The sequence below is a fragment of the Streptomyces sp. NPDC037389 genome (assembly GCF_040636475.1).
Lineage (GTDB): Bacteria > Actinomycetota > Actinomycetes > Streptomycetales > Streptomycetaceae > Streptomyces > Streptomyces hesseae.
Map to the genome: position 1 here is coordinate 191,073 of NZ_JBEZUS010000009.1, position 24,126 is coordinate 215,198.

26 protein-coding genes are annotated in these 24,126 nt (G+C 68.6%); 13 read left to right on the plus strand and 13 right to left on the minus strand.

Translation table 11 applies throughout. The features are described from left to right. Nucleotides 1-7 precede the first annotated feature (7 nt). The 3 genes from AB0E98_RS21475 to AB0E98_RS21485 all read right to left on the minus strand — a co-directional run bounded on the left by AB0E98_RS21475 (nucleotide 8) and on the right by AB0E98_RS21485 (nucleotide 3,688). Complete coding sequence (locus AB0E98_RS21475; protein WP_361704893.1) at nucleotides 8-922, minus strand: ABC transporter permease; 915 nt, start codon at nucleotides 920-922, stop codon at nucleotides 8-10. 106 nt (nucleotides 923-1,028) lie between these two features. After that, nucleotides 1,029-1,952 (minus strand): ABC transporter permease, encoded by a 924-nt coding sequence (locus tag AB0E98_RS21480; RefSeq protein WP_361704894.1) that lies wholly within the window; start codon nucleotides 1,950-1,952, stop codon nucleotides 1,029-1,031. An 89-nt stretch (nucleotides 1,953-2,041) separates the two neighbouring features. Beyond that, complete coding sequence (locus AB0E98_RS21485; protein WP_361704897.1) at nucleotides 2,042-3,688, minus strand: ABC transporter substrate-binding protein; 1,647 nt, start codon at nucleotides 3,686-3,688, stop codon at nucleotides 2,042-2,044. 235 nt (nucleotides 3,689-3,923) lie between these two features. Between AB0E98_RS21485 and AB0E98_RS21490 the strand changes: the two genes are divergently transcribed. From AB0E98_RS21490 to AB0E98_RS21505, 4 genes are all read left to right on the plus strand, one after another. Then, nucleotides 3,924-4,814, plus strand: a complete 891-nt coding sequence (locus AB0E98_RS21490) for an SDR family oxidoreductase (protein WP_361704900.1) — start codon at nucleotides 3,924-3,926, stop codon at nucleotides 4,812-4,814. A gap of 155 nt (nucleotides 4,815-4,969) precedes the next feature. Then, nucleotides 4,970-5,350: a DUF6507 family protein gene (locus tag AB0E98_RS21495; protein ID WP_311615022.1), complete on the plus strand. Its 381-nt coding sequence runs from the start codon at nucleotides 4,970-4,972 to the stop codon at nucleotides 5,348-5,350. Between the two features lie 62 nt (nucleotides 5,351-5,412). Beyond that, nucleotides 5,413-7,902: a hypothetical protein gene (locus AB0E98_RS21500; RefSeq protein ID WP_361704903.1), complete on the plus strand. Its 2,490-nt coding sequence runs from the start codon at nucleotides 5,413-5,415 to the stop codon at nucleotides 7,900-7,902. A gap of 13 nt (nucleotides 7,903-7,915) precedes the next feature. Beyond that, entirely contained in the window at nucleotides 7,916-8,560 is a 645-nt protein-coding gene (locus tag AB0E98_RS21505; protein WP_361704905.1) for a hypothetical protein, read from the plus strand. A 23-nt stretch (nucleotides 8,561-8,583) separates the two neighbouring features. Here the strand turns inward: AB0E98_RS21505 and AB0E98_RS21510 are convergent, their stop codons facing one another. Further along, a complete protein-coding gene (locus AB0E98_RS21510) occupies nucleotides 8,584-9,027 on the minus strand; it encodes a hypothetical protein (RefSeq protein ID WP_361704908.1) in 444 nt (147 codons plus the stop codon). Between the two features lie 80 nt (nucleotides 9,028-9,107). Between AB0E98_RS21510 and AB0E98_RS21515 the strand changes: the two genes are divergently transcribed. Together AB0E98_RS21515 and AB0E98_RS21520 are read left to right on the plus strand one after the other, a co-directional pair. Beyond that, a complete protein-coding gene (locus AB0E98_RS21515) occupies nucleotides 9,108-10,580 on the plus strand; it encodes a DUF6177 family protein (protein WP_361704910.1) in 1,473 nt (490 codons plus the stop codon). A 3-nt stretch (nucleotides 10,581-10,583) separates the two neighbouring features. Beyond that, a complete protein-coding gene (locus AB0E98_RS21520) occupies nucleotides 10,584-11,537 on the plus strand; it encodes a GDSL-type esterase/lipase family protein (protein WP_361704912.1) in 954 nt (317 codons plus the stop codon). A gap of 8 nt (nucleotides 11,538-11,545) precedes the next feature. Here the strand turns inward: AB0E98_RS21520 and AB0E98_RS21525 are convergent, their stop codons facing one another. Further along, nucleotides 11,546-11,860 carry a hypothetical protein gene (locus AB0E98_RS21525; RefSeq protein WP_361704914.1) on the minus strand — a complete coding sequence of 105 codons (315 nt, stop codon included), beginning with the start codon at nucleotides 11,858-11,860 and terminating at the stop codon, nucleotides 11,546-11,548. A 531-nt stretch (nucleotides 11,861-12,391) separates the two neighbouring features. On the opposite strand from AB0E98_RS21525, the gene AB0E98_RS21530 reads away from it, so the two are divergent. From AB0E98_RS21530 to AB0E98_RS21545, 4 genes are all read left to right on the plus strand, one after another. Next, nucleotides 12,392-13,249 carry a helix-turn-helix transcriptional regulator gene (locus tag AB0E98_RS21530; protein WP_361704916.1) on the plus strand — a complete coding sequence of 286 codons (858 nt, stop codon included), beginning with the start codon at nucleotides 12,392-12,394 and terminating at the stop codon, nucleotides 13,247-13,249. Then, nucleotides 13,246-13,473 carry a DUF397 domain-containing protein gene (locus AB0E98_RS21535; RefSeq protein WP_361704919.1) on the plus strand — a complete coding sequence of 76 codons (228 nt, stop codon included), beginning with the start codon at nucleotides 13,246-13,248 and terminating at the stop codon, nucleotides 13,471-13,473. The genes AB0E98_RS21530 and AB0E98_RS21535 overlap by 4 nt, the downstream gene beginning before the upstream one ends. Nucleotides 13,474-13,676: 203 nt before the next feature. Next, nucleotides 13,677-14,030, plus strand: a complete 354-nt coding sequence (locus AB0E98_RS21540) for a hypothetical protein (RefSeq protein WP_361704920.1) — start codon at nucleotides 13,677-13,679, stop codon at nucleotides 14,028-14,030. Between the two features lie 87 nt (nucleotides 14,031-14,117). Further along, a complete protein-coding gene (locus AB0E98_RS21545) occupies nucleotides 14,118-14,258 on the plus strand; it encodes a hypothetical protein (RefSeq protein ID WP_361704922.1) in 141 nt (46 codons plus the stop codon). Nucleotides 14,259-14,302: 44 nt separating this feature from the next. On the opposite strand, the gene AB0E98_RS21550 is transcribed toward AB0E98_RS21545, so the two are convergent. Beyond that, nucleotides 14,303-14,503: a hypothetical protein gene (locus tag AB0E98_RS21550; RefSeq protein WP_361705311.1), complete on the minus strand. Its 201-nt coding sequence runs from the start codon at nucleotides 14,501-14,503 to the stop codon at nucleotides 14,303-14,305. Between the two features lie 294 nt (nucleotides 14,504-14,797). Between AB0E98_RS21550 and AB0E98_RS21555 the strand changes: the two genes are divergently transcribed. From AB0E98_RS21555 to AB0E98_RS21565, 3 genes are all read left to right on the plus strand, one after another. Then, nucleotides 14,798-15,148 (plus strand): hypothetical protein, encoded by a 351-nt coding sequence (locus tag AB0E98_RS21555; protein WP_361704925.1) that lies wholly within the window; start codon nucleotides 14,798-14,800, stop codon nucleotides 15,146-15,148. Next, the gene (locus AB0E98_RS21560; protein WP_361704927.1) at nucleotides 15,145-15,408 is read left to right on the plus strand and encodes a hypothetical protein; all 264 of its coding nucleotides are present in this window, start codon (nucleotides 15,145-15,147) and stop codon (nucleotides 15,406-15,408) included. Before AB0E98_RS21555 ends, AB0E98_RS21560 begins: the two co-directional genes overlap by 4 nt. A 111-nt stretch (nucleotides 15,409-15,519) precedes the next feature. Then, the gene (locus tag AB0E98_RS21565) at nucleotides 15,520-16,008 is read left to right on the plus strand and encodes a YbaK/EbsC family protein (RefSeq protein ID WP_361704930.1); all 489 of its coding nucleotides are present in this window, start codon (nucleotides 15,520-15,522) and stop codon (nucleotides 16,006-16,008) included. Nucleotides 16,009-16,104: 96 nt separating this feature from the next. Here the strand turns inward: AB0E98_RS21565 and AB0E98_RS21570 are convergent, their stop codons facing one another. The 7 genes from AB0E98_RS21570 to AB0E98_RS21600 form a co-directional block, all read right to left on the minus strand. Beyond that, entirely contained in the window at nucleotides 16,105-17,253 is a 1,149-nt protein-coding gene (locus tag AB0E98_RS21570; RefSeq protein WP_361704931.1) for a dipeptide ABC transporter ATP-binding protein, read from the minus strand. Continuing rightward, nucleotides 17,246-18,304 carry an ABC transporter ATP-binding protein gene (locus AB0E98_RS21575; protein WP_361704933.1) on the minus strand — a complete coding sequence of 353 codons (1,059 nt, stop codon included), beginning with the start codon at nucleotides 18,302-18,304 and terminating at the stop codon, nucleotides 17,246-17,248. The genes AB0E98_RS21570 and AB0E98_RS21575 overlap by 8 nt, the downstream gene beginning before the upstream one ends. A gap of 11 nt (nucleotides 18,305-18,315) precedes the next feature. Further along, entirely contained in the window at nucleotides 18,316-19,278 is a 963-nt protein-coding gene (locus AB0E98_RS21580) for an ABC transporter permease (protein ID WP_361704935.1), read from the minus strand. After that, nucleotides 19,271-20,197: an ABC transporter permease gene (locus tag AB0E98_RS21585; protein WP_361704938.1), complete on the minus strand. Its 927-nt coding sequence runs from the start codon at nucleotides 20,195-20,197 to the stop codon at nucleotides 19,271-19,273. Before AB0E98_RS21585 ends, AB0E98_RS21580 begins: the two co-directional genes overlap by 8 nt. 165 nt (nucleotides 20,198-20,362) lie before the next feature. Further along, nucleotides 20,363-22,006, minus strand: a complete 1,644-nt coding sequence (locus AB0E98_RS21590; protein ID WP_361704940.1) for an ABC transporter substrate-binding protein — start codon at nucleotides 22,004-22,006, stop codon at nucleotides 20,363-20,365. Nucleotides 22,007-22,353: 347 nt separating this feature from the next. After that, nucleotides 22,354-23,091 carry a hypothetical protein gene (locus tag AB0E98_RS21595; protein WP_361704942.1) on the minus strand — a complete coding sequence of 246 codons (738 nt, stop codon included), beginning with the start codon at nucleotides 23,089-23,091 and terminating at the stop codon, nucleotides 22,354-22,356. Nucleotides 23,092-23,117: 26 nt separating this feature from the next. Continuing rightward, complete coding sequence (locus AB0E98_RS21600; protein ID WP_361704945.1) at nucleotides 23,118-24,119, minus strand: NADP-dependent oxidoreductase; 1,002 nt, start codon at nucleotides 24,117-24,119, stop codon at nucleotides 23,118-23,120. Between the last annotated feature and the right edge of the window lie 7 nt (nucleotides 24,120-24,126).

The window sequence follows — 24,126 nt, forward strand, 5'->3', positions numbered from 1 at the left end:
CATTCCCTCAGCGCAGCTTGGGGTCGAGGGCGTCGCGCACCGCGTCGCCGAGCATGATGAACGCGAGCACCGTGATGCTCAGCGCCCCCGCCGGCCACAGCAGCATGTGGGGGGCGTTGCGGATCTGGATCGAGGCGTTGGAGATGTCGATCCCCCAGGAGACGGTGGGCGGCCGGAGGCCGACGCCGACGAAGGACAGGGTCGCCTCCAGCGCGATGTAGGTGCCCAGCGCGATGGTCGCGACGACGATGACGGGCGCGACGGCGTTGGGCGCGATGTGGCGGAGCAGCAGGCGCGCGTTGCCGGCGCCGAGGGCGCGCGCGGCCTGGACGTAGTCGTGCTGTTTGGCGCCGACGACCGCGCCGCGGGCGATCCGGGAGATCTGCGGCCAGCCCAGCAGCACGATGAAACCGACGACCGGCCAGACGGATCCGCTGGGGACGACGGAGAGGAAGACGAGTCCGCCGAGGATGATCGGGATGCCGAAGAAGATGTCGGCGAGCCGGGAGAGCAGCGCGTCCCACCAGCCGCCGTAGAACCCGGCGAGTCCGCCGAGCACGCTGCCGAGCAGCGCGGCCCCGGCGGTGGCGCAGACGCCGACGGTGATGGAGGCCCGCGCGCCGTGGACCGTACGGGTGTAGACGTCGCAGCCCTGGGTGTCGAAGCCGAAGGGGTGGCCGGGCGCGGGGCCGTCCTGGGCCCTGGCGAGGTCGCAGCTGAGCGGGTTGCCGCCGGCGACGGCGCCCGGCCAGATGGCGATGAGGGCGAGGAAGGCGATGACGAGCGCGGAGACGAGGAAGACGGGGTTGCGGCGCAGGTCGTGCCAGGCGTCGGACCAGAGGCTGCGGGCCTTGCCACTGCCGGTGCCGCCGGGGACGGGGCCGTTCTCGAGGGTCGCCGCGTCGCTGGTGGCCAGGGTCATGGCGCCGCCGTCGCCGGGTGTGATGGTGGCGTTCGGGTCGGAGGGGTCGGCGGACGGGGGGCCCGGGGGGCCTTGGGGCGATCCCGGGGGAAGTGGAGGCGGCGTGTCAGGCATAGCGGATCCTCGGGTCGAGCACGGCGTAGAGGAGGTCGACGAGCAGGTTCGCCATGAGGAAGACGATGACGAGGATGGTCACGAAGCCGACGACGGTGGGCGAGTTCTGCCGGAGGATGCCCTGGTAGAGCTGGAAGCCGACGCCGTGGATGTTGAAGATCCGCTCGGTGACGATGGCGCCGCCCATCAGGGCGCCGATGTCGGTGCCGATGAAGGTGACGACGGGGATGAGGGAGTTGCGCAGCAGGTGCCGGGTGATGACGCGGTGCCGGGGCAGGCCCTTGGCGACGGCGGTGCGGAGGTAGTCGGCGCGGGAGTTCTCGGCGATGGAGGTGCGGGTGAGGCGGGTGACGTAGGCGAGCGAGGTGAGGGCGAGCACGACGCCCGGCAGGAGGAGTTCGCCGAAGGGCGCCTCGGGCGATACGGACGGGGAGGCCACCGCCCATTTGACGCCGATGAGGTACTGGAGCACATAGCCGCTGACGAAGGTCGGCACGGAGACCACGATCAGGGTGAGCAGCAGCACGGTGGTGTCCAGGGAGCGGCCGCGGCGCAGTCCGCTGAGGAGGCCGAGGGTGACGCCGATGACGATCTCGAAGAGGATGGCGACGATCGTGAGGCGTACGGTCACGGGGAAGGCGTCTGCCATCAGCTCCAGGACCTCCTGCCCGTTGAAGGCGGTGCCGAAGTCGCCGGTGAGGATCTGCCCCATGTAGTGGGCGTATTGGAGCCACAGGGGCTTGTCGAGGTAGAGCTCCTGGCGGATGCGCGCGGCGGTCGCGGGGTCGGGCGCCTTGTCGCCGAAGAGCGCGGCGATGGGGTCGCCGAGGGCGTAGACCATGAGGAAGATCAGGAACGTGCTGCCGATGAACACGGGGATCATCTGGAGCAGCCGCCGGATCACATACCGCCCCATCAGGACTCCTGACTGTCGTGGCCGATGGACTGACCGAGGAACTGACCGAGGGACTGACCGAGGGACTACTCGACCGGCTGCTTGACCGGCTACTTGACGGTGATCCGCTCGTAGACGGGCACGCTGAAGGGGTTGAGCTCGACGCCCGTGATGTCGGTGGAGTAGCCGGCGCTGCCGTTCTGGTACCAGAGCGGGATGGCGGGCATCTGGGCGGCGAGGATCTTCTCCGCCTGCTGGAACTTCGCGACGGCCTTGACCGTGTCGGATTCGGCGTTGGCCTCGTCGACGAGCTTGTCGAAGCCCGGGTCGCTGAACTTCCCGTAGTTGGAGGAGGCGTCGGTGTAGTAGAGCGGCTGGAGGAAGTTCTGGACGAGCGGGTAGTCCATCTGCCAGCCGGAGCGGAACATGCCGGTCATCCGGTGGTCGGTGATCTGATTGCGGAAGTCGGCGAAGGTTCCGACGGGGTTGACGGTGCAGGCCTGGTCCTTGCCCAGGGCGTTGTTGATGCTGTTGCAGACGGCGTCCATCCACAGCCGGTGGGAGCCGGTGTCGACGTTCGAGGTGATGGTGACCCGGCCGCCGGGGAGCCCGCCGCCGTCCTCGATCAGCTTCCTGGCCCGGGTGGGGTCGTAGCCGCAGGCCTCCCCGCACAGCCCTTCCTTGTAGCCGCCCTTCGCGCCGAGGACGGGTGAGGTCCAGTCGGTGGCGGGGGTGCGGGTCCTCCGGTAGATCTGTTCGGTGATCTGCTTGCGGTCGATGGCCATGGACAGGCCCTGGCGGACCTTCTCCATGCCGGGCTTGTTCCAGGCGGGGTCGTACATGGGGAGGACGAGGGTCTGGATGATGCCGGCGGGCTGGTTGATGTAGCGGTCGCCGAGGTCCTTTTCGACGTTCTTCAGCTGGGCGCTGGGGATGTCGTCGACGAGGTCGATGTTGCCGGCCTGGAGGTCGGTGTAGGCGGTGTTGTTGTCGGTGTAGACCCGTAGCTCCACTCCGCTGTTGCGGGCCTTGTCGGGCCCCGCGTAGTGGTCCCAGCGGGTGAGCCTCATCTGGGAGCCCTTGGTGTACGAGTCGATGAGGTACGGCCCGTTGCCGATGGGCTTCTTCAGCCATTTCTCGTGCTGGTCGAAAAAGGCCCTGGGCAGCGGCGCGTAGGCGGAGTAGCCGAGGGTGTCGGGCCAGGTCGAGAACGTGGTGCGCAGTGCGACGGTGAAGGTCCGCTCGTCCTTGACGGCGAGGCCGGAGAGGGTCCTGGCGGTGGGGGACCCGGTGGCGGGGTGGACCTTGCCGTAGCCCTCGATGTCCTCGAAGAAGGAGGCGTTCTTCTGTTTGTTGTCGACGAGGGCCGCGTAGTTCCAGGCGTCGACGAAGGATCTCGCGGTGACCTTCTCGCCGTCGCTGAAGGTCCAGCCGTCCTTGAGGGTGATGGTGAAGTGCCGCTGGTCGGGGCTCGCGATCTTCTCGGCGACCATATCGACGGCGGCGCCGGTGCGGGGGTCGTAGGCCTTCAGCCCGCGGAAGATCATGTTGAGGACCTTGCCGCCCTGCACCTCATTGGTGTTGGCGGGCTCCAGCGGCCCCTGCGGATCGCCCCACGAGGACCGTACCGCTCCCACGGCGGTGCCGCCCCGGCCCCCGCCGCAGCCGCTCGTCGCACCCGCCAGCAGGACGGCGGCCGCGCAGGCGGCGAGCCCGGCGGCGGCCCTGGCGCGTGTGCCTCGACCGCGTGGCCGCATGGGTGCCTCCTCTGGTGGGCGGGGGTGGGCGGGGTCCGACCGGGGTCGAACACCCCCAAATAACACCTCATGCGATGTCAGATTGTGACCCTTCCCAAGGGGTTTGTCATAGAAACCGCCCATATGCGGGAGTGACGATGGCAGCCGGGTGGGGGCAGGGATATGGGGCACGACAGGGGGGCTCCACCGCACGAAAGCGCACGAGAGCACACGAGAGCGCACGAGAGGCCCCGGGATGCCCGCCACCGCCCACCCCCACGCCCACCCTCACCCGCCGCACCCCCACAAGACCTGGTTCATCACCGGCACCTCCTCGGGCATCGGCCGCCAGCTGACCGAGCTGCTGCTCGTCCGGGGCTGCCGCGTCGCCGCGACGGCGCGGCGGACCGAGACCCTGGACGACCTGGCGGCGGAGCACGGCGACCGGCTGCGGGTCCTCTCCCTGGACGTCACCGACACACCGGCCGTCCGGCGGGTCGTCGACGAGGCGTTCGCGGTGTTCGGCCGGGTGGACGTCGTGGTGAACAACGCGGGCTACGGGCTCTTCGGCGCGGCCGAGGAGCTGACGGACGAGCAGATCGCCCGGCAGCTCGCCACCAATCTCACCGGCTCGATCCAGGTGGCCCGGGCGGCGCTGCCCCACCTGCGGAAGCAGGGCGGGGGCCGGATCGTCCAGATCTCCAGTATCGGCGGCCAGATCGCCTTCCCGCTGCTGAGCCTGTACCACGCCACCAAATGGGGCATCGAAGGGTTCTTCGAGTCGCTGAGCCAGGAGGTCGCCCCCTTCGGCATCCAGACCACGATCGTCGAACCGGGCGCGATCCGCACCGCCTTCGTCGACCGGAGCCTCGACCGGGCGGCTCCCCTGGAGGCGTACGAGGACACCGACCTGGGCGAGTACCGCCGCAGCATGCTGGCCGGGACCGCGATCGACCCCATCGGCGACCCGGCCAGACTGGCCCGCGCCGTCATCGACAGCGCGGACCAGGACCCGGCGCCGGGCCGTCTCGTCCTCGGCAGCGACGCGTACGAGCTGGGGCGGGCGGCGCTGGGCCGGCGGCTGGCCGACCTGGAGGCGCAGCGGGGGGTGGCGTACTCGACGGACGCGGAGGACGGGCGGGGATGAGGGCAGGCCGAGGGGGGCTGAGGGGGTGTTCGACGCCGGCCAACGCGCCCGGGCGCCGGGAAACAGGATTGTCAGTCGGTTATGGCAGGGTGTCACATACAGGCATCACGTACAGACATCGACAGCACGGCGGGGGAACGGGGACAGGGGAGGCCATGACGGCGTGGGACATCCGTCCGGCTGAGGTCGGCGGAGTGCTGAGCAGGACGGCAACGGCGGCCGAGGGCCTGTCGAAGGCGGGCGAGAGTGTGCAGAAGACCCTGCCGAGCGCCGCGACGGCGGCGGGCACGATCAGCGGCATGGTCTGCGGCCCCGTGCCGAGCGGCCCTGTCGCTGGGGCACTGGCGGAGTTCGCCAACAAGTGGTCGAGCGACCTGACCTACATCGCCAAGCGCACGGCCGCCTCGCTGAACGGCGCGTCCGAGGCCACGCGCCATTACGTCGAGGGTGATGTGGAGATGGCCGCGACCGCCCAGAGCGATGCCCTGAAGGAGCCCAAGATAGACATGCCCGGGCAGGACGGTGGCAAGAAGTGAGCGACGAGGAACTCATCGTCCCCTCGGGAATACCCCAGTTCACCGGTAACGTCGACACGCTGGTGTCCGACGCGAAGACACTGGCCTCGGACGCCAAGGGCTTCCGCGACTCGGGCGCGTCCGTCCACTCCACGTTCCAGGGCCTCCAGGCCTGTTACAAGGCACCCGAGGCGGAGAAGCTCTTCGCGACGACGGCTCCGGTGGCGACGAAGGCCGGCGCGTTCGCGGGCGACCTCGAGAAGGTCTCCGGCGCGCTGAGCACGTACGCGACCGAGATACGCCCGCTGGCCAAGAAGCTCGGCGACCTCAAGGACGAGGCCACGGCCTTCGTCAAGAGCGTCGAGGGCGACGACCACTGGCGCCGGGACAAGAAGAAGGTCGACCACAACAACAACCTGTGGCGCAGCGTCAACGCCACCGTCGCCGCCTTCACCGACGCCGAGCGCGCCTGCCACGACACGATCGTCGCCCTGGTCGGCGGGGAGAAGCTCGTCGTCGACGACGGCTCCCACAAGCCGAACATGTACGGCTACAAGGCGAGCGACCTCGACCACGCCGAGTCGACGCCCTGGGGCTCGATGGCGGAGCGCGAGTACACGGGCATCGCCTGGCTGGGCCACCAGATCAAGAGCTTCGTCTGGGACGGCTTCATCGTCGACGGCGTCTGGGGCACGATCACGGGCCTGGGCACCCTCGTCGGCACCGACGGCTGGGACAAGGCCGGCCAGGCCTGGACGGGCCTCGCCAAACTCGCCACGGGCCTGGTCATCACCGCCTCACCGCTCGGCGCCGCCTACTGGATGACTCCCGCCGACAAACTCCCCAGCTGGCTGCGCGACTCGCGCACGGCGATGAAGGAAACGGGCAAGGCCCTCGTCGCCTACGACCAGTGGGGCAAGAACCCGGCCCGCGCAGCGGGCGGGGTCACCTTCAACGTTCTCACCACGGTTTTCACGGGCGGATCGGGCGCGGCGGCAAAGGGTGGCGCTGTCGCGAAGACGGTCGGCGCGTTGAGCAAGGTCGCCAAGGTCGTCGACCCGATGACGTACGTGGGCAAGGCGGGCAAGTTCACCTTTGTGAAGGTGGGCGATCTGATGTCGGGGCTGAAGAACCTCAGGGTGGGCTCGACGGTCCACTTCGCCGAGGGCACGTTCAAGGTCACGGACGAGGCGGGCGCCGCCGCCCTGCCGAAGCGGCCGGCGAGCGTGCCGGAGAGCGCGGTCCCGTTCCTCGACCCGAAGAACAAGGTCGTCTACCTCGACAAGGAGAGCGGCAAGTTCTTCAACGAACACGGCAAGGAGCTCGCGCCCCCGAAGAAGGAACCTTCGGCAGCGGAACGTTCCGCCGAGGCTGCTAGGCCGGCCGAGCAGCCCCACCACTCCACGGTCTCGGGCCACGAGCAGGTCCCGGCGGGCGTCGGCGCCCGCACGGGCGGCGACGCGACGGCGTCGGCCGCGCGCGGTGGGGAGCACATACCGGCGGGCGGGCACGCGCCGGGGGGCGGTATCGGCCACACACCGGGCGGGGCCACGCAGCACGTGCCGGGTGGATCGGCTAGCGAGCACGTCCCTGGTGGGCCGACCGGTCACACGCCGGGCGGCGGCGCGGGCGGCCATACACCTGGCGGCGCCGGTCACGACCTCGGCCGGGAGCCGTCGGCGAGCCATGGCGACTCCCGGATCAGCCATGGCGAGAACCCGGCCCATGGCCATGGCGAAGCGCCTGCAGGCGCTCACGGCGATGTCCCGTCGGGAGGTCATGTTGATGGCCCGACAGACGGGCACAGCTTCCCTGGTGGTGGCAGCAGCGGCGGACAGCCGCCGACAGAGCCTGGAGGTACGGCTCCGCGTGCCACGGGGCAGAACCCGATCGACGAAATACCTCAGGACCGCTATCGCCGGGGCACGGACACGGTGGGCGCGCCCTCTGAGCCTCTGCGCCCCGAGCAGGAACCAAAGCTCGTCGAAGCTATGACGCGAGCGAAGATGGACCTGATGGACCAGGAACGCGCCCTGAAGGTCCTCCGCAAGCAACCTCGAGGCGCCGAGATCGCAGACTTGATATCTCGCGGACACCTCAGCCATGTGCCGGATTACCGTGAAATCCTCAACATGTGCAAGCAGGGACCCAAACCCAAGGTGGGCGACAGAGGAATGGTTCCTGCCGCATACATGGCGCTGAGTCATGCGACCGAGTTGCAAAGCCGCGGCTTCAAAGACCTCGCTTTCGAGCTCAAGGACGACGTGACCGGCCTTGACCTGGATGTGGCTACCGTCCACCCCGACGGCGCAGCACACTACGGTTACCAGCTCAAGGATGTGGACACCATTGATGGCATCAAGACTGCCGCAAGAAAGGCCGCCAAGCAGCTCCACTCGGGTGTCGCTACACAGAAGGTCGCCCTACTCGACGTACATCAATCCATAACGGACTTCAGCGCTAAGATGCTCAAGGAAGTTGAATTCCAGGCTCGGGTATCTGGGTCAACGTTCCATCTGCGTTTCAAAGACGGATCCATCACCGTCCCGCCCAACGGCTCCGTTTTCCCGTAAGGAAGAGATATCCATGTCGACCCTGATGCGCTCGCCGCGCGAGTGCGGCTCCTGGTTCTGGGACCTCGAGGAGGTGGCGGAGCCCGGCCTAGAATCCGCATTGGCCACAGCAGCAAGAATGACGGATGTTCTGGCAAGACATGACCTCCTCACCCCCCACCGCCTCGAATACGACTGGTACGTACTCGACCACGGTGGTATCGACATCAGGACCAACATCGCGTTGACAGTACCGCTGGGTGACCCACGCCTACCGGACCGAATTCTTGCAAGTCGCCCTTCAGGCTTCCCCAACGCCGAAGTCTATGACGTCAATATCGTGGGTGCGGGAACTTGGATCGACGCTACGGGAAAGAGCCGCCGCGAGCCCCGACTCGTCGACCTCTCTGTCTCTCCCGTGCCCGTGGGCCTCTCTGCCGAGCTCAGCGTTCACCACGATATCTGGGGTGAACTCGACTTCGCCGGCAAGCCGCACCCGGATATCTATCGGCAGAACGCGCCGCGTCTGACAGCAGCTCTACAGGAACTGAACTCCATGCTCGGTGTGACCGCCCAGCCCGGTGAGGCCACGTACTTTGGGTTTGCCACCCAACTGGGCATCGCAACCCCCGAAACCCTCGATGACGGTACGGGGCCTGACGTCACCGACAAACTCTGACCAATCGAGGCGCGCCATGCGCGTCAGGCCAGGCCCGCCAGGAAGGGGACGAGTTCGGACCCGGCAGACCGCAGTGGCTGCCGGGCGATGGCACCCGCCTCCGCCACCAGGAGATCTGGTGCGTCATCCTCGTAGAACCGAAGTTGCCCCACGGGGCCGTTGACGATGGCGGTGTGGGCGGCAAGGCGGCTCAACAGCTGGTCCAGCTCAGACAGTTCCTCGGCGTGCACTTCCTGCCTGACCGTAACGGACCAGCCGCGCGGGCCCCGCGCCAGCGCGCCGAACAGGACTCCGCCGATGCGCGACGCGGGACCCCGGCCGGCCAGCAGCGGCTCGCATTCGCTGCCGTCACCATCCGACGAACCGACGTCCTGGAGGCCCAGGTGCCACCGAAGGTCGTCGAGGACCTCCTCCGGCACAGCATCCCCCAGCTCCCAGGCGAGCTGGAGCTCGTACAGATCACTCATGCGCGCCAGCCTAAAAGCCGCGCCTGGAGACGAACCCGGGCCCGTCGCCCCCGCCCACCAGGAAGGCACCAGGAAGCCACATGAAAGACGTCATAGCCCTCACCCCCAAGATGCCCGATTCCTGGGCCGTCGTGGCCGGGCTCTACGCGGGTGGGCCCGATGTCGAGGCGGCCGGGGTCAATGGCGGGGCCGTTGTGCAGCTGCGGGCGGCGGACGGGCGGCCGTTGGTATCCGTCGAGGCGCCGTTGCTCGTGCATGTGCCCGGTGAGGCGGAGCGGCTGCTCGGTGATGGGGTCGGGGCGCCGACGGTGCCCTACTGGTGGACCGAGGTGCGGGCCTCTACCGCGTTGCCCGAGGCCGCGCCGCTCGCCGGGTCCGTGGCCGGGCGGCTGCGCATGCTGCTCGGCGGTGCGGTGTGGCCCCCGGAGGCCGCGTCGCTCGATGTCGTTCCCGTGCCCGCCGCCACAGGTGCCGACGCCGGTGAGGTCACGGCCACCACCGCCGAGGCCGGGCTCGCCGTCGACGTGCTCACCGATTCCACCGCCGTCGTCCTCGCCGACCGGCCCGTCGTCCCCCTCAACGCCTGGATGTCCGAGATCCTGCGAACCGTCGGCGCCGCCGGGCTCGCCCTCCAGATCGTCACACCGTCCCACGTACGCCTCAGCCTCCCCCTGCGTACCGCGCTCGCCGGTGCGCCCAACCGCTGGGTCGTCCAAGACAGCGGAAACCACTACTACGACGGGCTCTCCGGTGCGGAACTCCGCTGGGAGAACGGCACCTTCACCCCCGCCCGAACGGAAGCCGGCGAGACCCCCGTGGCCAAGGCGTTCTCGGACGCCGACGCCGCTCCCGCCACCGACCGGCAGCTGATCGTCTCCTTCCGCGTCCTGCACGAACACGTCACCGACGACCTCGTACTCGGCAGCGCCCTCCGCACCGCCTGGACCGCACTCACCGGCACAGGCCCCGCAGGCTGGGGCACCGCAGAGCCCGTCAATCTCCCCTGGTCGACCGAGCAGTTGACCGCCCTCGCCCGCGAGCGCTCCCCCGAGCCCACCCACCTCCTCGCCGTCGGCCGGCCCGACCGTCCGGCCCTCGCCACCCTCCGCGTCAGCCGCACCGAGGGCGGCGTGGCCGAGGACGTCACGCTCACCCTCGGCTACGGCCGGGACGAGACCCCGCCCCTCGCCACCGTCGAGCCCCTCGCCCGTACGCTCGCCGACGAGCACGGTCTCGTATCGCTCCTCGTCTCCCTGCGCCGGGGCCGCCGCGACCTCACCGTGCCGCCGCGCTTCGAGGCCCCGCCGATCCCCGTCTCCTTCACCCTGGGCTCCGCCGACGTCCGCCGGACCGGCCTCGACCACGCGCTCCGCCCGCCGCTCGACATCAGCCCCGTACGTCTCGGCCCCGTACGTCTCGGCCCCGTACGCCTCGGGCCCGTACGCCTCGGGCCCGCCGTCCACTATCCGCTCGGCGACGGCACCGACGCCCAGGCGTGGACGGTGCTCCAGCGGCTGTCCGCCCACCTCAAGGCCGCCCGCGCTGATGATTAGGGTGTGCGGACCAGTTCTTGCAGAAAGGCCGAGCAGCCCACGGTGATCGAGTCACGCCCCCACACCCTGTTTTCCTTCGGCACGCTGCTGGACGAACGGGTCCAGAAAGAGCTTTTCGGCCGGTCCGTGCCCACTTCTCCGGCGTCACTGGCCGGATATACGACCCGGCCGATCCAGATCACCGACGAGTCCGTGATCGCTACCAGCGGCCTCGACGTCCACCTGACCCTGGAGCGCAGGATCGGCGCGGCGGTCGAGGGTGCCGTCCTGCACCTCACCGACGCGGACCTCGCCGCCGCCGACGAGTACGAAGTCGACGACTACGCCCGCCGGCGCGTACGTCTCTCCTCCGGGGAGATCTCCTGGGCCTACCTGGACGCGAACCCGCTCCGTCCGGCGGAGCGCATCGTGATCGTGGGCGACAGCATCGCCTACGGACGCTGCGACCCGCAGGGCGGATGGGCGGCCCGGCTTGCGACCACCCACATCGCGCGGAACGAGCTCGCGCACCGGGTCTTCAATCTGGCCATCCCCGGCAGCACGCTGGCCGACGTCAGCGAGCAGACACCCGCGCTGCTGTCCCCCCGCCTGCCCGACACCCTCCTCGTCGCCGCCGGCATCAACGACTCCGCGCTGCCGCACGGGCTGACGCACATCGCGGACAGTCTCGACTCCCTCGCCGCCACGGCTCTGAGCCACAACGCGCGGCTCGTCGTCGCGGGACCGACGTGGCTCGACGAGGAACGCGCGCCCGTTTACGAGGGTCTGTGCTTCACCCAGGCCCGGGCGCTGGAACTGCGCGAGTCCCTGCGTGCCTGGTGCGACGGGAACCACGTCGACTTCCTCGACATGTGGGAGCCGCTGCGCGAGCGGACCGATCTGCTCGTCGACGGCCTCCACCCCGGCGCCGAGGGGCACGAGGCGCTCCATCAGCACCTCAGTGCCCTCGGCGGCTGAGCCCTCGCTCACTCCGAGTGTGCCTCCCGCTGGTGCCGCCCCATGGCGGTCGCCAGCCGGGCGGCCTCGTCACGGTCGCCGACGTCGACGGCCCGGTAACGGCCCTGTTTGATCTCCCAGCAGACCCGGCACCGCGCGGGCGGGGTCACGGGCACGGGGCCCGTCCCGAGCGCGGCCTCGCGGCGGCTCCGTTCGTTGACGTCGGCGACGCGCGCGCGGAGCGCGTCTCCCGTGTCGGCCGGGCGGAGATCGCCCGGCAGCGCCTCCCACTCCCGGCCGCCCCCGGGAGCCCTGAGCAGCACCCGCCCGCCGACGACGGCCATGACCTCGCCGACGCGGTCCCGCCCCGCGTCGAGGACGATCGCCCCGATCTCGGGGCGGTCACCGCGCGCCCTCCGGGAGGGGAACGAAGTTGATGCCGTGTGCCGTGACCACCACGGTGTAGTCCGGCTCCGGTGGATTCCCCGAGGTCTGGACCGTGCGGGCGGCACGGCTCGGACAGGTGCTACGGCTGGTTCGGCTGGATGAGAACACAGCTCTCGCCCAGCCGAACCAACGGAAGATAGAGTTCTCCACGTCGACGCTCCTAGCGCAGCGTTGGCCATGCCCCGGGGTCGTGTCAGCGGCCGCCGGGGCTTCTGGTTTTGGGTACACGCGGGCACCCCATGACCCCACAGCGGCGGTCGGGCCGCCAAGGCGAGGGCACGTGTGACGCAGCATGCCCCTCAGTCAAAGTTGCCGCAACACAATCCAGGGATGTGCATACGCACGAATGAACTCGCAGCGTCGACAGGTGTCTTCATGCGCGACACTGTGCGCCGAAGCCCCTTCGTGACGCCCCAGGAGGCTGGAACATGCCTGCGATCCCCACCATCCGTCGTCGCATGCTCGGAGTTGAACTCCGCGCTCTGCGCGAGGGGCTGGGACACACTGCCGACGAGATGGCCCAACGCCTCGGGTGGCACCAGACGAAGGTGAGCCGCATCGAGAACGGCCGCTCCGGAGTGCGCCTCAATGAGCTGGAAGCGATGCTGGATCTCTACGGGCTCACGGATATCGAGGTGCGGGAGGGCCTCGTCAACCTGGTGAAGGAAGGCAAAGGGCGCATGTGGTGGACGCCCTACGCGGACGTTCTCGCCGAGCGATACGCGTCGTACATCGCATTGGAGACGGAAGCCTCCTCTAAACGAACCTACGAGATGACGTTGATCCCCGGCCTGCTCCAGACGCCGGGGTACACCCGCGCCGTTATCAGCGCGCTCACACCGGGTGCCAGGCCGGAGGTGGTGGATGCCCTGGTGAACGTCCGCCTGGCTCGGCAGAGCGCCACACTACGCCGAGCCGTCCCCCTCAACCTGTGGGCAGTTGTGGATGAGGCAGGCCTGCGACGGTCGATCGGTGGGGCACAAGTCATGCTCAAGCAGCTCCAGCACCTGCTCGAAGCATCAGAGGAACCCAACATCACCGTCCAGGTTCTGCCTTTCGCGTCAGGCGGTCATGCGGGGCTGATGGGGTCGTTCACCATCCTCCAATTCGCCATTCGCAACGACCTCGACGTGGTGTACACCGAGTCCGACGTCAGTAACATCCGGCTTGAGCGGCAATCCGACCTTGCGACCTACAGTCAGGTGTTCGACAAGCTCCATGCGGCGGCGCTGAGTGTGGCGTCGTCACGCAAGTTCATCTTGCACGTGGTGAAGGACCTCCAATGACATACAGCAACTGCTTCTACGTGGACATGCGCTACTTCCCGTGGCGCAAGAGCAGCTACAGCGGCGTCCAGAGTGACTGCATTGAGATAGCCGACGGCATACCCGCCCTCACCCCCGTCCGTGACAGTAAGAACCCTCACGGGCCGGTCCTGCTCTTCGAGGCCGGCGCATGGTCAACGTTCGTCCGCGATCTGAAGGCCGGGTACATCGCCGACCCTCGATAGGGATCGTTGACGGAGCTCGTCAATCCCCTTCGGGGCAGTCGCGGCGACCGCAAGCACCGCCCCTCGGCCATCGGGGCGCGCACTGCGTGTCCCCGAGCCGTACGCTCACTGCCCTCACGGTCCAACCGCCCGCAAGGGGCAGCAGTTTGCGGTCACATCGACCACTCAGGCGCTGGCGAATCCGCGATCGAGAGGGATGACGCATGACCGTACAGCACGCCGAGCAAAACGGTCCTCTCATCCCCAGACCCGCCTTGACTCTGCCCGCCCTGCGCCAGGCCGTAGCCGCCGTGGTCCCCTCACGTCTGCCCGAACTCTTCGAGGACATGCAAAAGGCATTCGTGCAGGCAGGGGAGGACGGCGGCGTCGCCCCCATCCGGATGTTCTACCGGCGCTGGGGCGTAGTCGTGGAGATCGAGCGTCACCCCCACACCGCTCGACGCCTGCACGAGGCGGAACGGGCCTTGGACAGCGGGCACGCCGCCGTACGGGACCAGGCGATCCGTGAGATCGGCGAAATCGTCCGTGCGGCACACCGCGAGGTCGAGAGTGGCTGACTGGCACTGGGAACGCGACCCGGATGACCTCCTGAAGCGGTCACCGAAGTCGAACGTCTCGGCCAGGAGATCGCCACCCGCGACTCCATGATCTTCCTCGATGGCGCCTCCTACGCGGGCCCGGGACCGGGGCTGCGCACCGAGTGCAGGGACCACATCATGATCACCTACCTGACGGACATCCGGGGAGAGCGCATCGTCGTCGTCCAGGTTTCCTGGTTCGGCTGAGCAGCCTGTGGTCGGCCTTTCCAGCCCTCCAAGGGATGCGATCACTATCCGACGGGCGGACCGTGGAAGCAGGGGGAGGGAGAAGGTTTCCCATGGCCACCATGCTCGAACACCGGCCCGCCGAGTCGCATCAGCACACCCATGGGCCGGACTGCGGCCATGACGCGGTCGTCCATGACGATCACGTCGATTACCTGCACGCCGGTCACGCGCATCGTGAGCACCGCACCGATGACGGTACGCACTACGACGAGTGCGACACCTGCCGGTGCACACACTGCGACGATTCGTGCGCGGTATGCGCGTGTACGGACTGCGCCTGCCCGACCTGCAACCACGCCACGTGCTCCTGCGCCTCCTGCAACGGGGACGCGTGCGTCCGCTGCACCTGCCAGAGCTGCACCTGCGCCACCTGCCGGCATCCCGGCTGACACGCCGATCCGGCCAGGGCACCGGACAGGAGGTCCACGGGATGGCGGGATGGACGGACAGGGCGCCGATCGGGCCCTCCGCAGTTGTCCGGGTGGCAGGATGTGACTATGAGCGCTCAGCCCGAGTCATCACCTGCCGCGATCCCTCTGCCTCCGCTGACGCCGGAGGGGCTCCGGGCAGCTATCACACGGCTCGTCCCGTCGCGACTCGAGGAACTGAACGAGCACCTGGTCAAGGCGGCCACCCAAGCGCAAGAGCTGGACAGCACCCTGCCACTCCGGTCGTTCACCGAGTTCTGGGGCATGGTCGTCGCCATAGAGCGGGATCCGGTGCGCGCAGCACGCTTCCACCAGTTGGAGGCCATCGTCGACAGCGGCCTGGACCCCGAGGCCACCCGCGCGGCGATCTCCGAGATCGGAGCCCTCGTCGACGCGGCACGGGCCGAGGTCGCCGCGTGAGCCCCGACTGGACCTGGGAGTACGATCCCAGCGCCGAATTCGTCATCGGCGGCCTCCCTCCGGAAGCCGTTTCCGAAGTCGAACGCATCGCCGCTTCGCTCGCGGTACTGGGCCGGGACACCAGCCATGTGGGCCGTGGACCCGCGCACGGCGGTGGTCTCCGCTCGATCGACCTGTCCGGCGGTCGCGGTTTCCTCCTCTTCATGGCGGACCCGCGCGAACAGCGCATCATCATCGTCCGGGTCATCTGGCACGCATAGCCGGTGCCGGCCGAATCGGCCAGCAAACCCCATTCGTACGCCTACTCGTCCGCCAAGCCCCCTCTGACATACTCATGCACCCTGAAGCTACTTGAGTACGCGGGTGGGGACATGAGTGGGCACGAGACCTACGAGAAGCTGATCTCCCTGCTCGACGAGCACGGCGCCGCCTACCGCCTCATCGAGCACGAGGCCGAGGGCGGGACCGAGGCCGTGAGCCGGTTGCGGGGGCACTCGGCGGCGGAGGCCGCCAAGTGCATCGTCGTCATGGTGAAGCTGGGCAAGAAGGAGAAGCGGTACGTGCTCGCCGTCGTGCCCGGCGACAAGCGCGTCGACCTCGCGGCGATCAAGGGGCTGCTCGGCGGGAGTTACGCCGGGTTCGCCTCGCAGGACGTCGCCGAGCGGCTCTCGCGGTGCGTGAGCGGAACGATCCTGCCGTTCTCCTTCGACCCGGAGCTGGAGCTGATCGTCGACCCGGCGCTGCTCGAGCACCCCGAGTTCTTCTTCAACGCCGCCCGTCTCGACCGCTCGCTCGCCCTCTCCACCAGCGATTACCTCAACATCGCGAAGCCTCGGGTCGAGAGCATCGCTGCCGCCTGAGCCCGCAGGAACATCAACAGGCACACGAAAGCGCCCGGGCCGATCGGCGAACGATCGACCCGGGCGCTCGGCGGCGAGCAGACGAACGGACAGCGGCTACGCCGCGCCCACCACGTCCTTCTCCTCCGCGAAGTGGCACGCCGACTCGTGCGCCGCCGGCGTCGACCTGCCCGCGAAGACCTCCGGCACCGCCAGCAGCGGCACCTCCTCCGCGCACTTGTCCTGCGCCTTCCAGCAGCGCGTACGGAAACGGCAGCCCGACGGCGGGTTGGCCGGGGACGGCACGTCGCCCGTCAGGATGATCCGCTCCCGGCGCTCGCGCGCCTCCGGGTCCGGGACCGGGACGGCGGAGAGCAGCGCCTGGGTGTAGGGGTGCGTCGGGTGGTCGTAGATCTCGGCGTCCGTGCCGATCTCCGCCATCTTGCCCAGGTACATCACGCCCACGCGGTCCGAGATGTGCCGCACGATGGACAGGTCGTGGGCGATGAAGACGTAGGAGAGGTTGAACTCGTCCTGGAGCTTCTCCATCAGGTTGATGACCTGTGCCTGCACCGAGACGTCCAGCGCCGAGACGGGCTCGTCGCAGATGATGATCTCGGGGTTGAGGGCCAGGCCGCGCGCGATGCCGATGCGCTGCCGCTGGCCACCCGAGAACTGGTGCGGATAGCGGTTGATGTACTCGGGGTTGAGGCCCACGACGTCCAGGAGCTCCTGGACCCGCTTGCGGCGGTCGCCCTTGGGGGCCACCTCCGGGTGGATCTCGAAGGGCTCCCCGATGATGTCGCCCACCGTCATACGCGGGTTGAGCGAGGTGTACGGGTCCTGGAAGACCATCTGGATGTTGCGGCGGACTGCCTTCAGCGCGCGCCCGGACAGCTTGGTGATGTCCTGGCCCTTGTAGAAGACCTCGCCGGAGGTGGCCGTCTCCAGCGTCATCAGCAGCTTGGCGACGGTGGACTTGCCACAGCCGGACTCGCCGACGATGCCGAGGGTCTCACCCTGGTAGAGGTCGAAGGAGATCCCGTCGACGGCCTTGACCGCGCCGACCTGCTTCTTGAAGAGGATGCCCTGGGTCAGCGGGAAGTGCTTGACCAGATTGCGCACCTGGAGGATCGGCTCACCGCGCTCGACGGGGGCGTCGAGGACGGCCTCCACCTCCTGGGTCGTGGACGCGTCGCTGACCTGCACCTCGGAGACGTTCGGCGTCGCGTCCACGGCGGCGTCCTTCTTGCTGTCCTCAGCCATGGATCGTCTCCTTCCAGAAGTGGCACGAGCTGCCGCGGCCGGCGAGCTCCGCGCCGTCCCGCTCGGTCACCTGGTGGAGGACCGGGACGTCCGTGCGGCAGGCGTCCTGTGCCATGGGGCAGCGCGGGTTGAACGCGCAACCGGCGGGGATGCGCAGCAGGTTGGGCGGCAGGCCCTTGATCGCGTAGAGCTCCTGGCCCTTCTGGTCCAGGCGCGGGATGGAGTCGAGCAGGCCCTTGGTGTACGGGTGGGCCGGGCGCTTGTAGAGCTCGTGGACCGGAGCGGTCTCGACGATGCGGCCCGCGTACATCACCGCGATCTTGTCGGCGACGTCGGCGACGACGCCCAGGTCATGGGTGATCAGGATCAGGCCCATGTTGAACTCCTGCTGGAGCTCCGCCAGCAGGTCCATCACCTGGGCCTGGACGGTGACGTCCAGGGCGGTGGTCGGCTCGTCGGCGATGATCAGGTCCGGCTCCAGGGCCAGCGCCATCGCGATCATGATGCGCTGACGCATACCGCCCGAGAACTGGTGGGGGTAGTCCCCGACGCGCTCCTTCGCCGCCGGGATGCGGACCCGGTCCATCAGCTCGATGGCCCGGGCCTTGGCCTCCTTCTTGGAGAGGCCCTGGTGCACCCGGTACATCTCGCCGAGCTGGTAGCCGACGCTGAGGACGGGGTTCAGCGAGGACAGGGCGTCCTGGAAGATCATGGCGATCTTCCGGCCGCGGATCTTCCGCCGCTCGTCGGCGGACATGGTGAGCATGTCCTGGCCGCGGAAGAGGATCTGGCCCTGCGGGATCCTGCCGGGGGGCATGTCGAGGATGCCCATGATGGCCTGCGCGGTCACGGACTTGCCGGAACCCGACTCGCCGAGCACGGCGAGGGTCTCACCGGCGTCGACGGTGTAGTTGACGCCGTTGACGGCCTTGGCGACGCCCTCGCGGGTGTGGAACTCCACATGGAGGTCGCGCACTTCGAGCAGCGGGGTGCTCTTGTCGCCGTCCGTCCCCGGCTCGGGAACGTTCGCGGTCTTCTCGGTAGTGGTCACGTACGCCTCCCTCAGCGCAGCTTGGGGTCGAGGGCGTCGCGCACCGCGTCGCCGAGCATGATGAACGCGAGCACGGTGATGCAGAGCATGCCGGCGGGGAAGAACATCACATGCGGGTTGTCCCGGATGGAGTCCTTGGCGTCCGAGATGTCGATGCCCCACGAGATGGTCGGCTCGGAGAGGCCGAGACCGAGGTAGGACAGCGTGGCCTCGGCCGCGATGTAGCCGCCGAGGGCGATCGTGGCGACGACGATGACGGGCGCGATGGCGTTCGGCAGGATGTGCCGGAACATGATGCGCCCGGTGCCCGCGCCCAGCGCCCGGGCGGCGGTGACGTAGTCGGACTGCTTGGTGGTGATCACCGAACCGCGCATCACGCGGGCGATCTGGGTCCAGCCCAGGAAGGCCATGGCGGCGGCCACGACCCACACCTTCCGGTCGGAGAAGCTCACCAGGATGACCATCGAGCCGAGGAAGAAGGGGATGCCGAAGAAGATGTCGGTGACGCGGGAGAGCAGCGAGTCGACCCAGCCGCCGTAGTAGCCGGCGATCATGCCGACCAGGCCGCCGAGGAGCGTCACGGCGATGGTGACGAGCACACCGACGCTGATCGAGGCGCGGGCGCCGTAGACGACACGCGCGTAGATGCTGCGGCCCTGCTTGTCGTAGCCGAACCAGTCGGCCGAGAAGACGTCGCCGTACTCCGGCTTGGTGAGGAAGTGGTGCGTGAGGTCGCCGTTGCGCGGGTTGGTGCTGGTGAACAGCGACGGCCAGACGGCCATCACCAGCAGCAGCACGATCAGCAGCGCGGAGATCACGAAGAACGGGTTGCGGCGCAGGTCGCGCCAGGCGTCGCTCCACAGGCTGCGGGGCTTGCCGGCGGCCGCGGGGGCGGCGGCGACGGCCGCGACGGCGGCTCCGTCCTCGGCGGTGCCGGACGCCGCCGTGCCGGGCGTCTTGGTCACGTCAGGCATACCGGATCCTCGGGTCCAGGACCGCGTAGAGCAGGTCGACGATCAGGCTGGTGAACAGGAAGACGAGGACCAGGACGGTGACGATCCCGACGGTGGTCGTGCCCTCGCCCTGATTGACGGCCCGGTAGAGCTGCTGGCCGACGCCCTGGACGTTGAAGATGCCCTCGGTCACGATCGCGCCGCCCATGAGGGCGCCGATGTCGGTGCCGAGGAAGGTGACCACGGGGATCAGCGAGTTGCGCAGCAGGTGGACACCGACGATCCGGCGCCGGGGCAGGCCCTTGGCGAGCGCGGTGCGCATGTAGTCGGAGCGCAGGTTCTCGCTGATGGTGGTGCGGGTCAGCCGCGCCACGTACGCCAGCGACAGCGAGCCGAGCACGGCGCCCGGCAGGATCAGCTGGCTGATGTCCTCGGAATCCTTGACGTTGGGGGTGACCCAGCCGAGTTCGACCCCGAAGACGGTCTGGAAGATGTAGCCGAGGACGAAGACCGGGACCGAGATCACCAGCAGGGTGAGGATCAGTACGACGGTGTCCAGCGCCTTGCCGGCCTTGAGGCCCGCGAAGACGCCGAGGGTGATGCCGAGGACGACCTCGAAGACGAACGCGACGATCGCCAGCCGGATGGTGACCGGGAACGCCTCGCCCATCACATCGGAGACCTGCCGGCCGCCGAAGGTCTCACCGAACTTGCCCTGGACGAGATCGACCATGTAGTTCCAGTACTGGTGCCACAGCGGCAGGTCGAAGCCGTACTTGTGGCGCAGCGCCTCGACCTGGGCCGGGTCGGGCACCTTGTCGCCCCACAGCGCCCTGATGGGGTCGCCGGGGAGCCAGTGCACCATCAGGAAAATCAGTAGCGTGGTCCCGATGAAAACCGGGATCATCTGGAGCAGTCGCCGCGCGACGTAACGCCCCATCATGCCTCCAAGTCAGTCGCAGCCCGCGACGCCGGACAGCCTGACTTCCCTTGCGTGTGGGGGGAATTGCGGTGCCGGGGATGTGCGGGAGCGCCGGTGCCGCCGACGGGGCGGCGGCACCGGCCTTGCGGGTGTACGAGTACCTGGGCGTTGCCGCCCTCGGGGTTACTTCTGCTTGACCTGGATGGCCCAGAAGAAGGGCTCGCCGTCCTGGCCGTACTTGATCTTGTCGTACACCTTGGTGGACTGACCGGAGTTCACGGCGTAGTACCACAGCGGGATGACGGGAAGCTTCTTGGCGAGGACCTTCTCGGCCTCCTGGTAGAGCTTCACCGACTCGTCCAGGGAGGTGACGTTGTCCGCCTTGGCGGCGAGCTCGTCGAACTCCTTGTTCTCGTAACCACCCTGGTTGCCGTCGGCCTTGGAGCCGTAGAGGTCACGCAGGAAGTTGGCGTTGACCGGGTAGTCGAGGTTCCAGCCGGACCGGTACAGCGACTTGACCTGCTTCTTCTCACGGACGTCGAGGTCCGCCTTGAAGTTGGGCTTGCTGTCGCCGACGCAGTCCACACCGGTGTTGGTGCGGATGCTGTTGCAGACCGCGTCGACCCACGGCTTGTGGTTCAGGTCGGCGTTGTACTGGATGAAGATCTTGTTGCCCGGGACGCCGCCGCCGTCCTTGATGAGCTGCTTGGCCTTCTCCGGGTTGAAGGTGCAGGCCTCGCCGCAGGAGTTGGCCTGGTAGCCCAGCACGCCCTTGGCGACGAAGCTGTTCGCCGGGACACGGGTGCCGTGGAGGGTGTTCTTGGTGATCGTCTCGCGGTCGACCGCCATCGACAGGCCCTGGACGACCTTGTTGTCGATGCTCTTGAACTGGTCGGAGTAGTACGCGATGGCGACGTCCTGGATCGCGGAGTACTCCACCGTGGCGGCGCGGTCGCCCAGGTCCTGCTTGTAGGTGGTGAGCGAGGTGTCCGGGATCTGCTCGACCCAGTCGAGGTTGTCCGAACGCAGGTCGTTGTAGGCGGCGTCGGCGGTGGTGTAGTTCTTGAAGGTGATGCCGCCGTTCTTGGCCTTGTTCGGACCCGTGTAGCCGTCGTTGCGCTTCACGACGATCTTGTCGTTGTGCGCCCAGGAGACGAACGTGTAGGGGCCGTTGCCGACCGGCTTCTCGCCGAAGCCCTTGGGGTCCTTGAAGAAGGCCGTGGGCAGCGGCGCCCAGACGATGTACCCCAGCTTGTAGTTGAAGTACGGGACCTTGTTCTTGAGCGAGATCGTGAACTCGTTGTCGTTGACGACCTTCAGGCCCGACATCTTGTCCGACTTGGGCTCCGCGCCCTTCTCCGCCGGGTGGACGTCGTCGAAGCCCTCGATGTCACTGAACCAGTTCGAGTTGATCTGGTTGTTCTTGGTGTTGGCCGACCAGTTCCAGGAGTCCACGTAGGACTGCGCGGTCACGGTCTCGCCGTTGTGGAACTTCCAGCCCGGCTTGAGCTTGACCGTCCAGTGCTGGGCGTCCGAGGACGTCACCGACTCGGCGTTGACGTTCACGATCTTGGCGGTGCCAGATTCGTACGTCACCAGGGTCGAGAACAGGGTGTTCAGCACCCGGTGCCCCTGGCTCTCCTTGGCATTCGCCGGCTGCAGCGCGTTCTGCGGCTCGGACGTCTGAACGGTGATCGTCCCGTTGGGGTCGACCTTTCCGTCCGTCAGACCGCCGCCACTATCGCTCTTGTCACCGCCACAGGCCGTCGCGGCCAGCGCCACGACTATCGCGCACGTGACCCACTTGGCGCTCCTGGCACCGCGCATGGGTTTGCCTCCTCAAGAGTCCACTTTTCGCTACAAGTGAGGCGCCGGTCCCCCGCTGACACCCCTGACAGCGAAAGACGGAACCGGCACCTCGAGTGTGCTCGTGAGTCGGCGCTCCCCACAGCGCGTGACCCATTGACCCGAGCTCAGTGAACCCAACTATTGAGTACGACCGCCCTTTAAACCACACTTACAGGGTCTCGCTTTGGTCACATCGATCTTCGCCGACACCGGTAAATCCGGACAAAGCAACTACAGACAGACACGCCTGAAACGGACTGTTAACACAACATCCGGACTTGGGGCACCGGCTTCCGGACAACCTCGCCGACAACGGCGATCCGCCCTCAGTACGCGTCGTAGTCGCGCCCCGCGCGCATCCGGAACCATTCCGGCCCGACATACGCGTCGACGGTCCACTCCAGTTGCCCCGCCCCGAGGGCCTGCCGGGCGAGCAGCGGAAGCCGTCCGGCGATCCCCGGCCGGACGCCCGTCAGACGCGGCCCGTCCGGGGTGCGACGGAAGACGCAGTGCGCCGGGCCGGTACGTAATCGGAGGGCGTCGAGCGCGGCGAAGGCGGCGTCCGCGAGCCGGTCCTGCCGGTCCCCCCGCCGGGGGAGCAGCTCCACGTCGCCCTCCGGGTCCCAGACGTCGGCGCCCGGGGGCCGCGGTGCCCACCAGATGTCGCAGATGTGGTGCCGACCGTCCAGGCTGACCGTATTGACATGGAACGTCCCCTCCGCCGGCTCCTCTCCCGGGAGGGGCCCGGCGTCGCGGGCCGCGCTCAGCCGGGTGCCGTTGCCGGCCAGCCCGAGCCCCTCGGAGAGGAGGTCCGCCAGCCCCGCCCCACCCGGGGCGCCGGTGAGCACGGCGACCGGGCGGTGCGCGGCGACGGCCCCGAGGAGTTCCCCGGGGCGTTCGGAGCAGACGAGCTCGGCGGTGAGGTCGCCGTCGTCGAGCTCGTGCGGGGGCGCCTCGGGGCCGCGTATGTGCAGCAGCGCGTAGCCGCGCTCCTTCAGGAGCGGGCCGAGGTGACGGGCGGTGCCATGCGCGTCGACGACGGCGACGACGGGATTCCGGGACATCTCGGCCTCTCCTCCTCCGCCCGGGCCTATGCCCCGGCGACCCTGACGATCATCTTTCCGGTGTTCTCCCCGCGCAGCATGCCGAGGAACGCGTCGACGACCCGGCCGAAGCCGTCGGCCACCGTCTCGTCCGGCACCAGCCGCCCGGAGCGGATGTGGGGTATCAGCGCCTCCTCCATCTCCTCCTGCACGTGCGGGTACTCACGGACCAGGAAGCCCTCCAGGCGGAGGCTCTTGCCGACCACCTCGTAGAGGTTGCGCGGCGCGGCCGGGGGGTGCTCGGGGTCGTTGTAGGTGGAGACCGCTCCGCACCACACGATGCGCCCGTGGGGGCGGACGACGTCGATGGCGGCCTCCAGGTGGTCGCCGCCGACGTTCTCCAAGCAGGCATCCACGCCGTCGGGCGCGGCCTCGCGCAGGAGGGTGGCGACCGGCCCGTCGTGGTAGTCGAAGGCGGCGTCGAAGCCGAGGTCCTCGACGAGGTGACGCACCTTGGCCGGCGACCCGGCGCTGCCGATCACGCGCCCGGCGCCCAGGATCCGGGCGAGCTGCCCGGCGGCGGTGCCGACGCCGCCCGCGGCGGCGGAGATGAACAGGGACTCGCCCTCCTGGAGCCGGGCGATCCGGGTGAGCGCCACATAGGCGCTGAGCCCGGTGCCGCCCAGCACGCTGAGGTAGGCGCTGAGGGGGACGCCCTCGGCCTGCCGGATCACCCGTGCCTCGTCGGCGGTGATCAGTGCGTGGGTGCGCCAGCCCTGCCGGTGGAAGACCAGGTCCCCGACGGCCAGACGGGGGTCCTCGGAGGCGAGGACGCGTCCGACGGAGCGGCCCTCCAGGGGGGCGTTCAGCTCCCAGACCCCGTTCATGCACTCGCGCATATAGGGGTCGACGGACAGATAGAGGTTCTCGACCAGGGCCTGGCCCGCCGCCGGGTCGGGCAGGGTGCCCGTCACGAAGGCGAAGTCGTCCGCCGTCGGCATCCCCTTGGGGGCGGCGACCTGGTGTACGGCGTGAAATGCGGTGGGCATGCTGGGT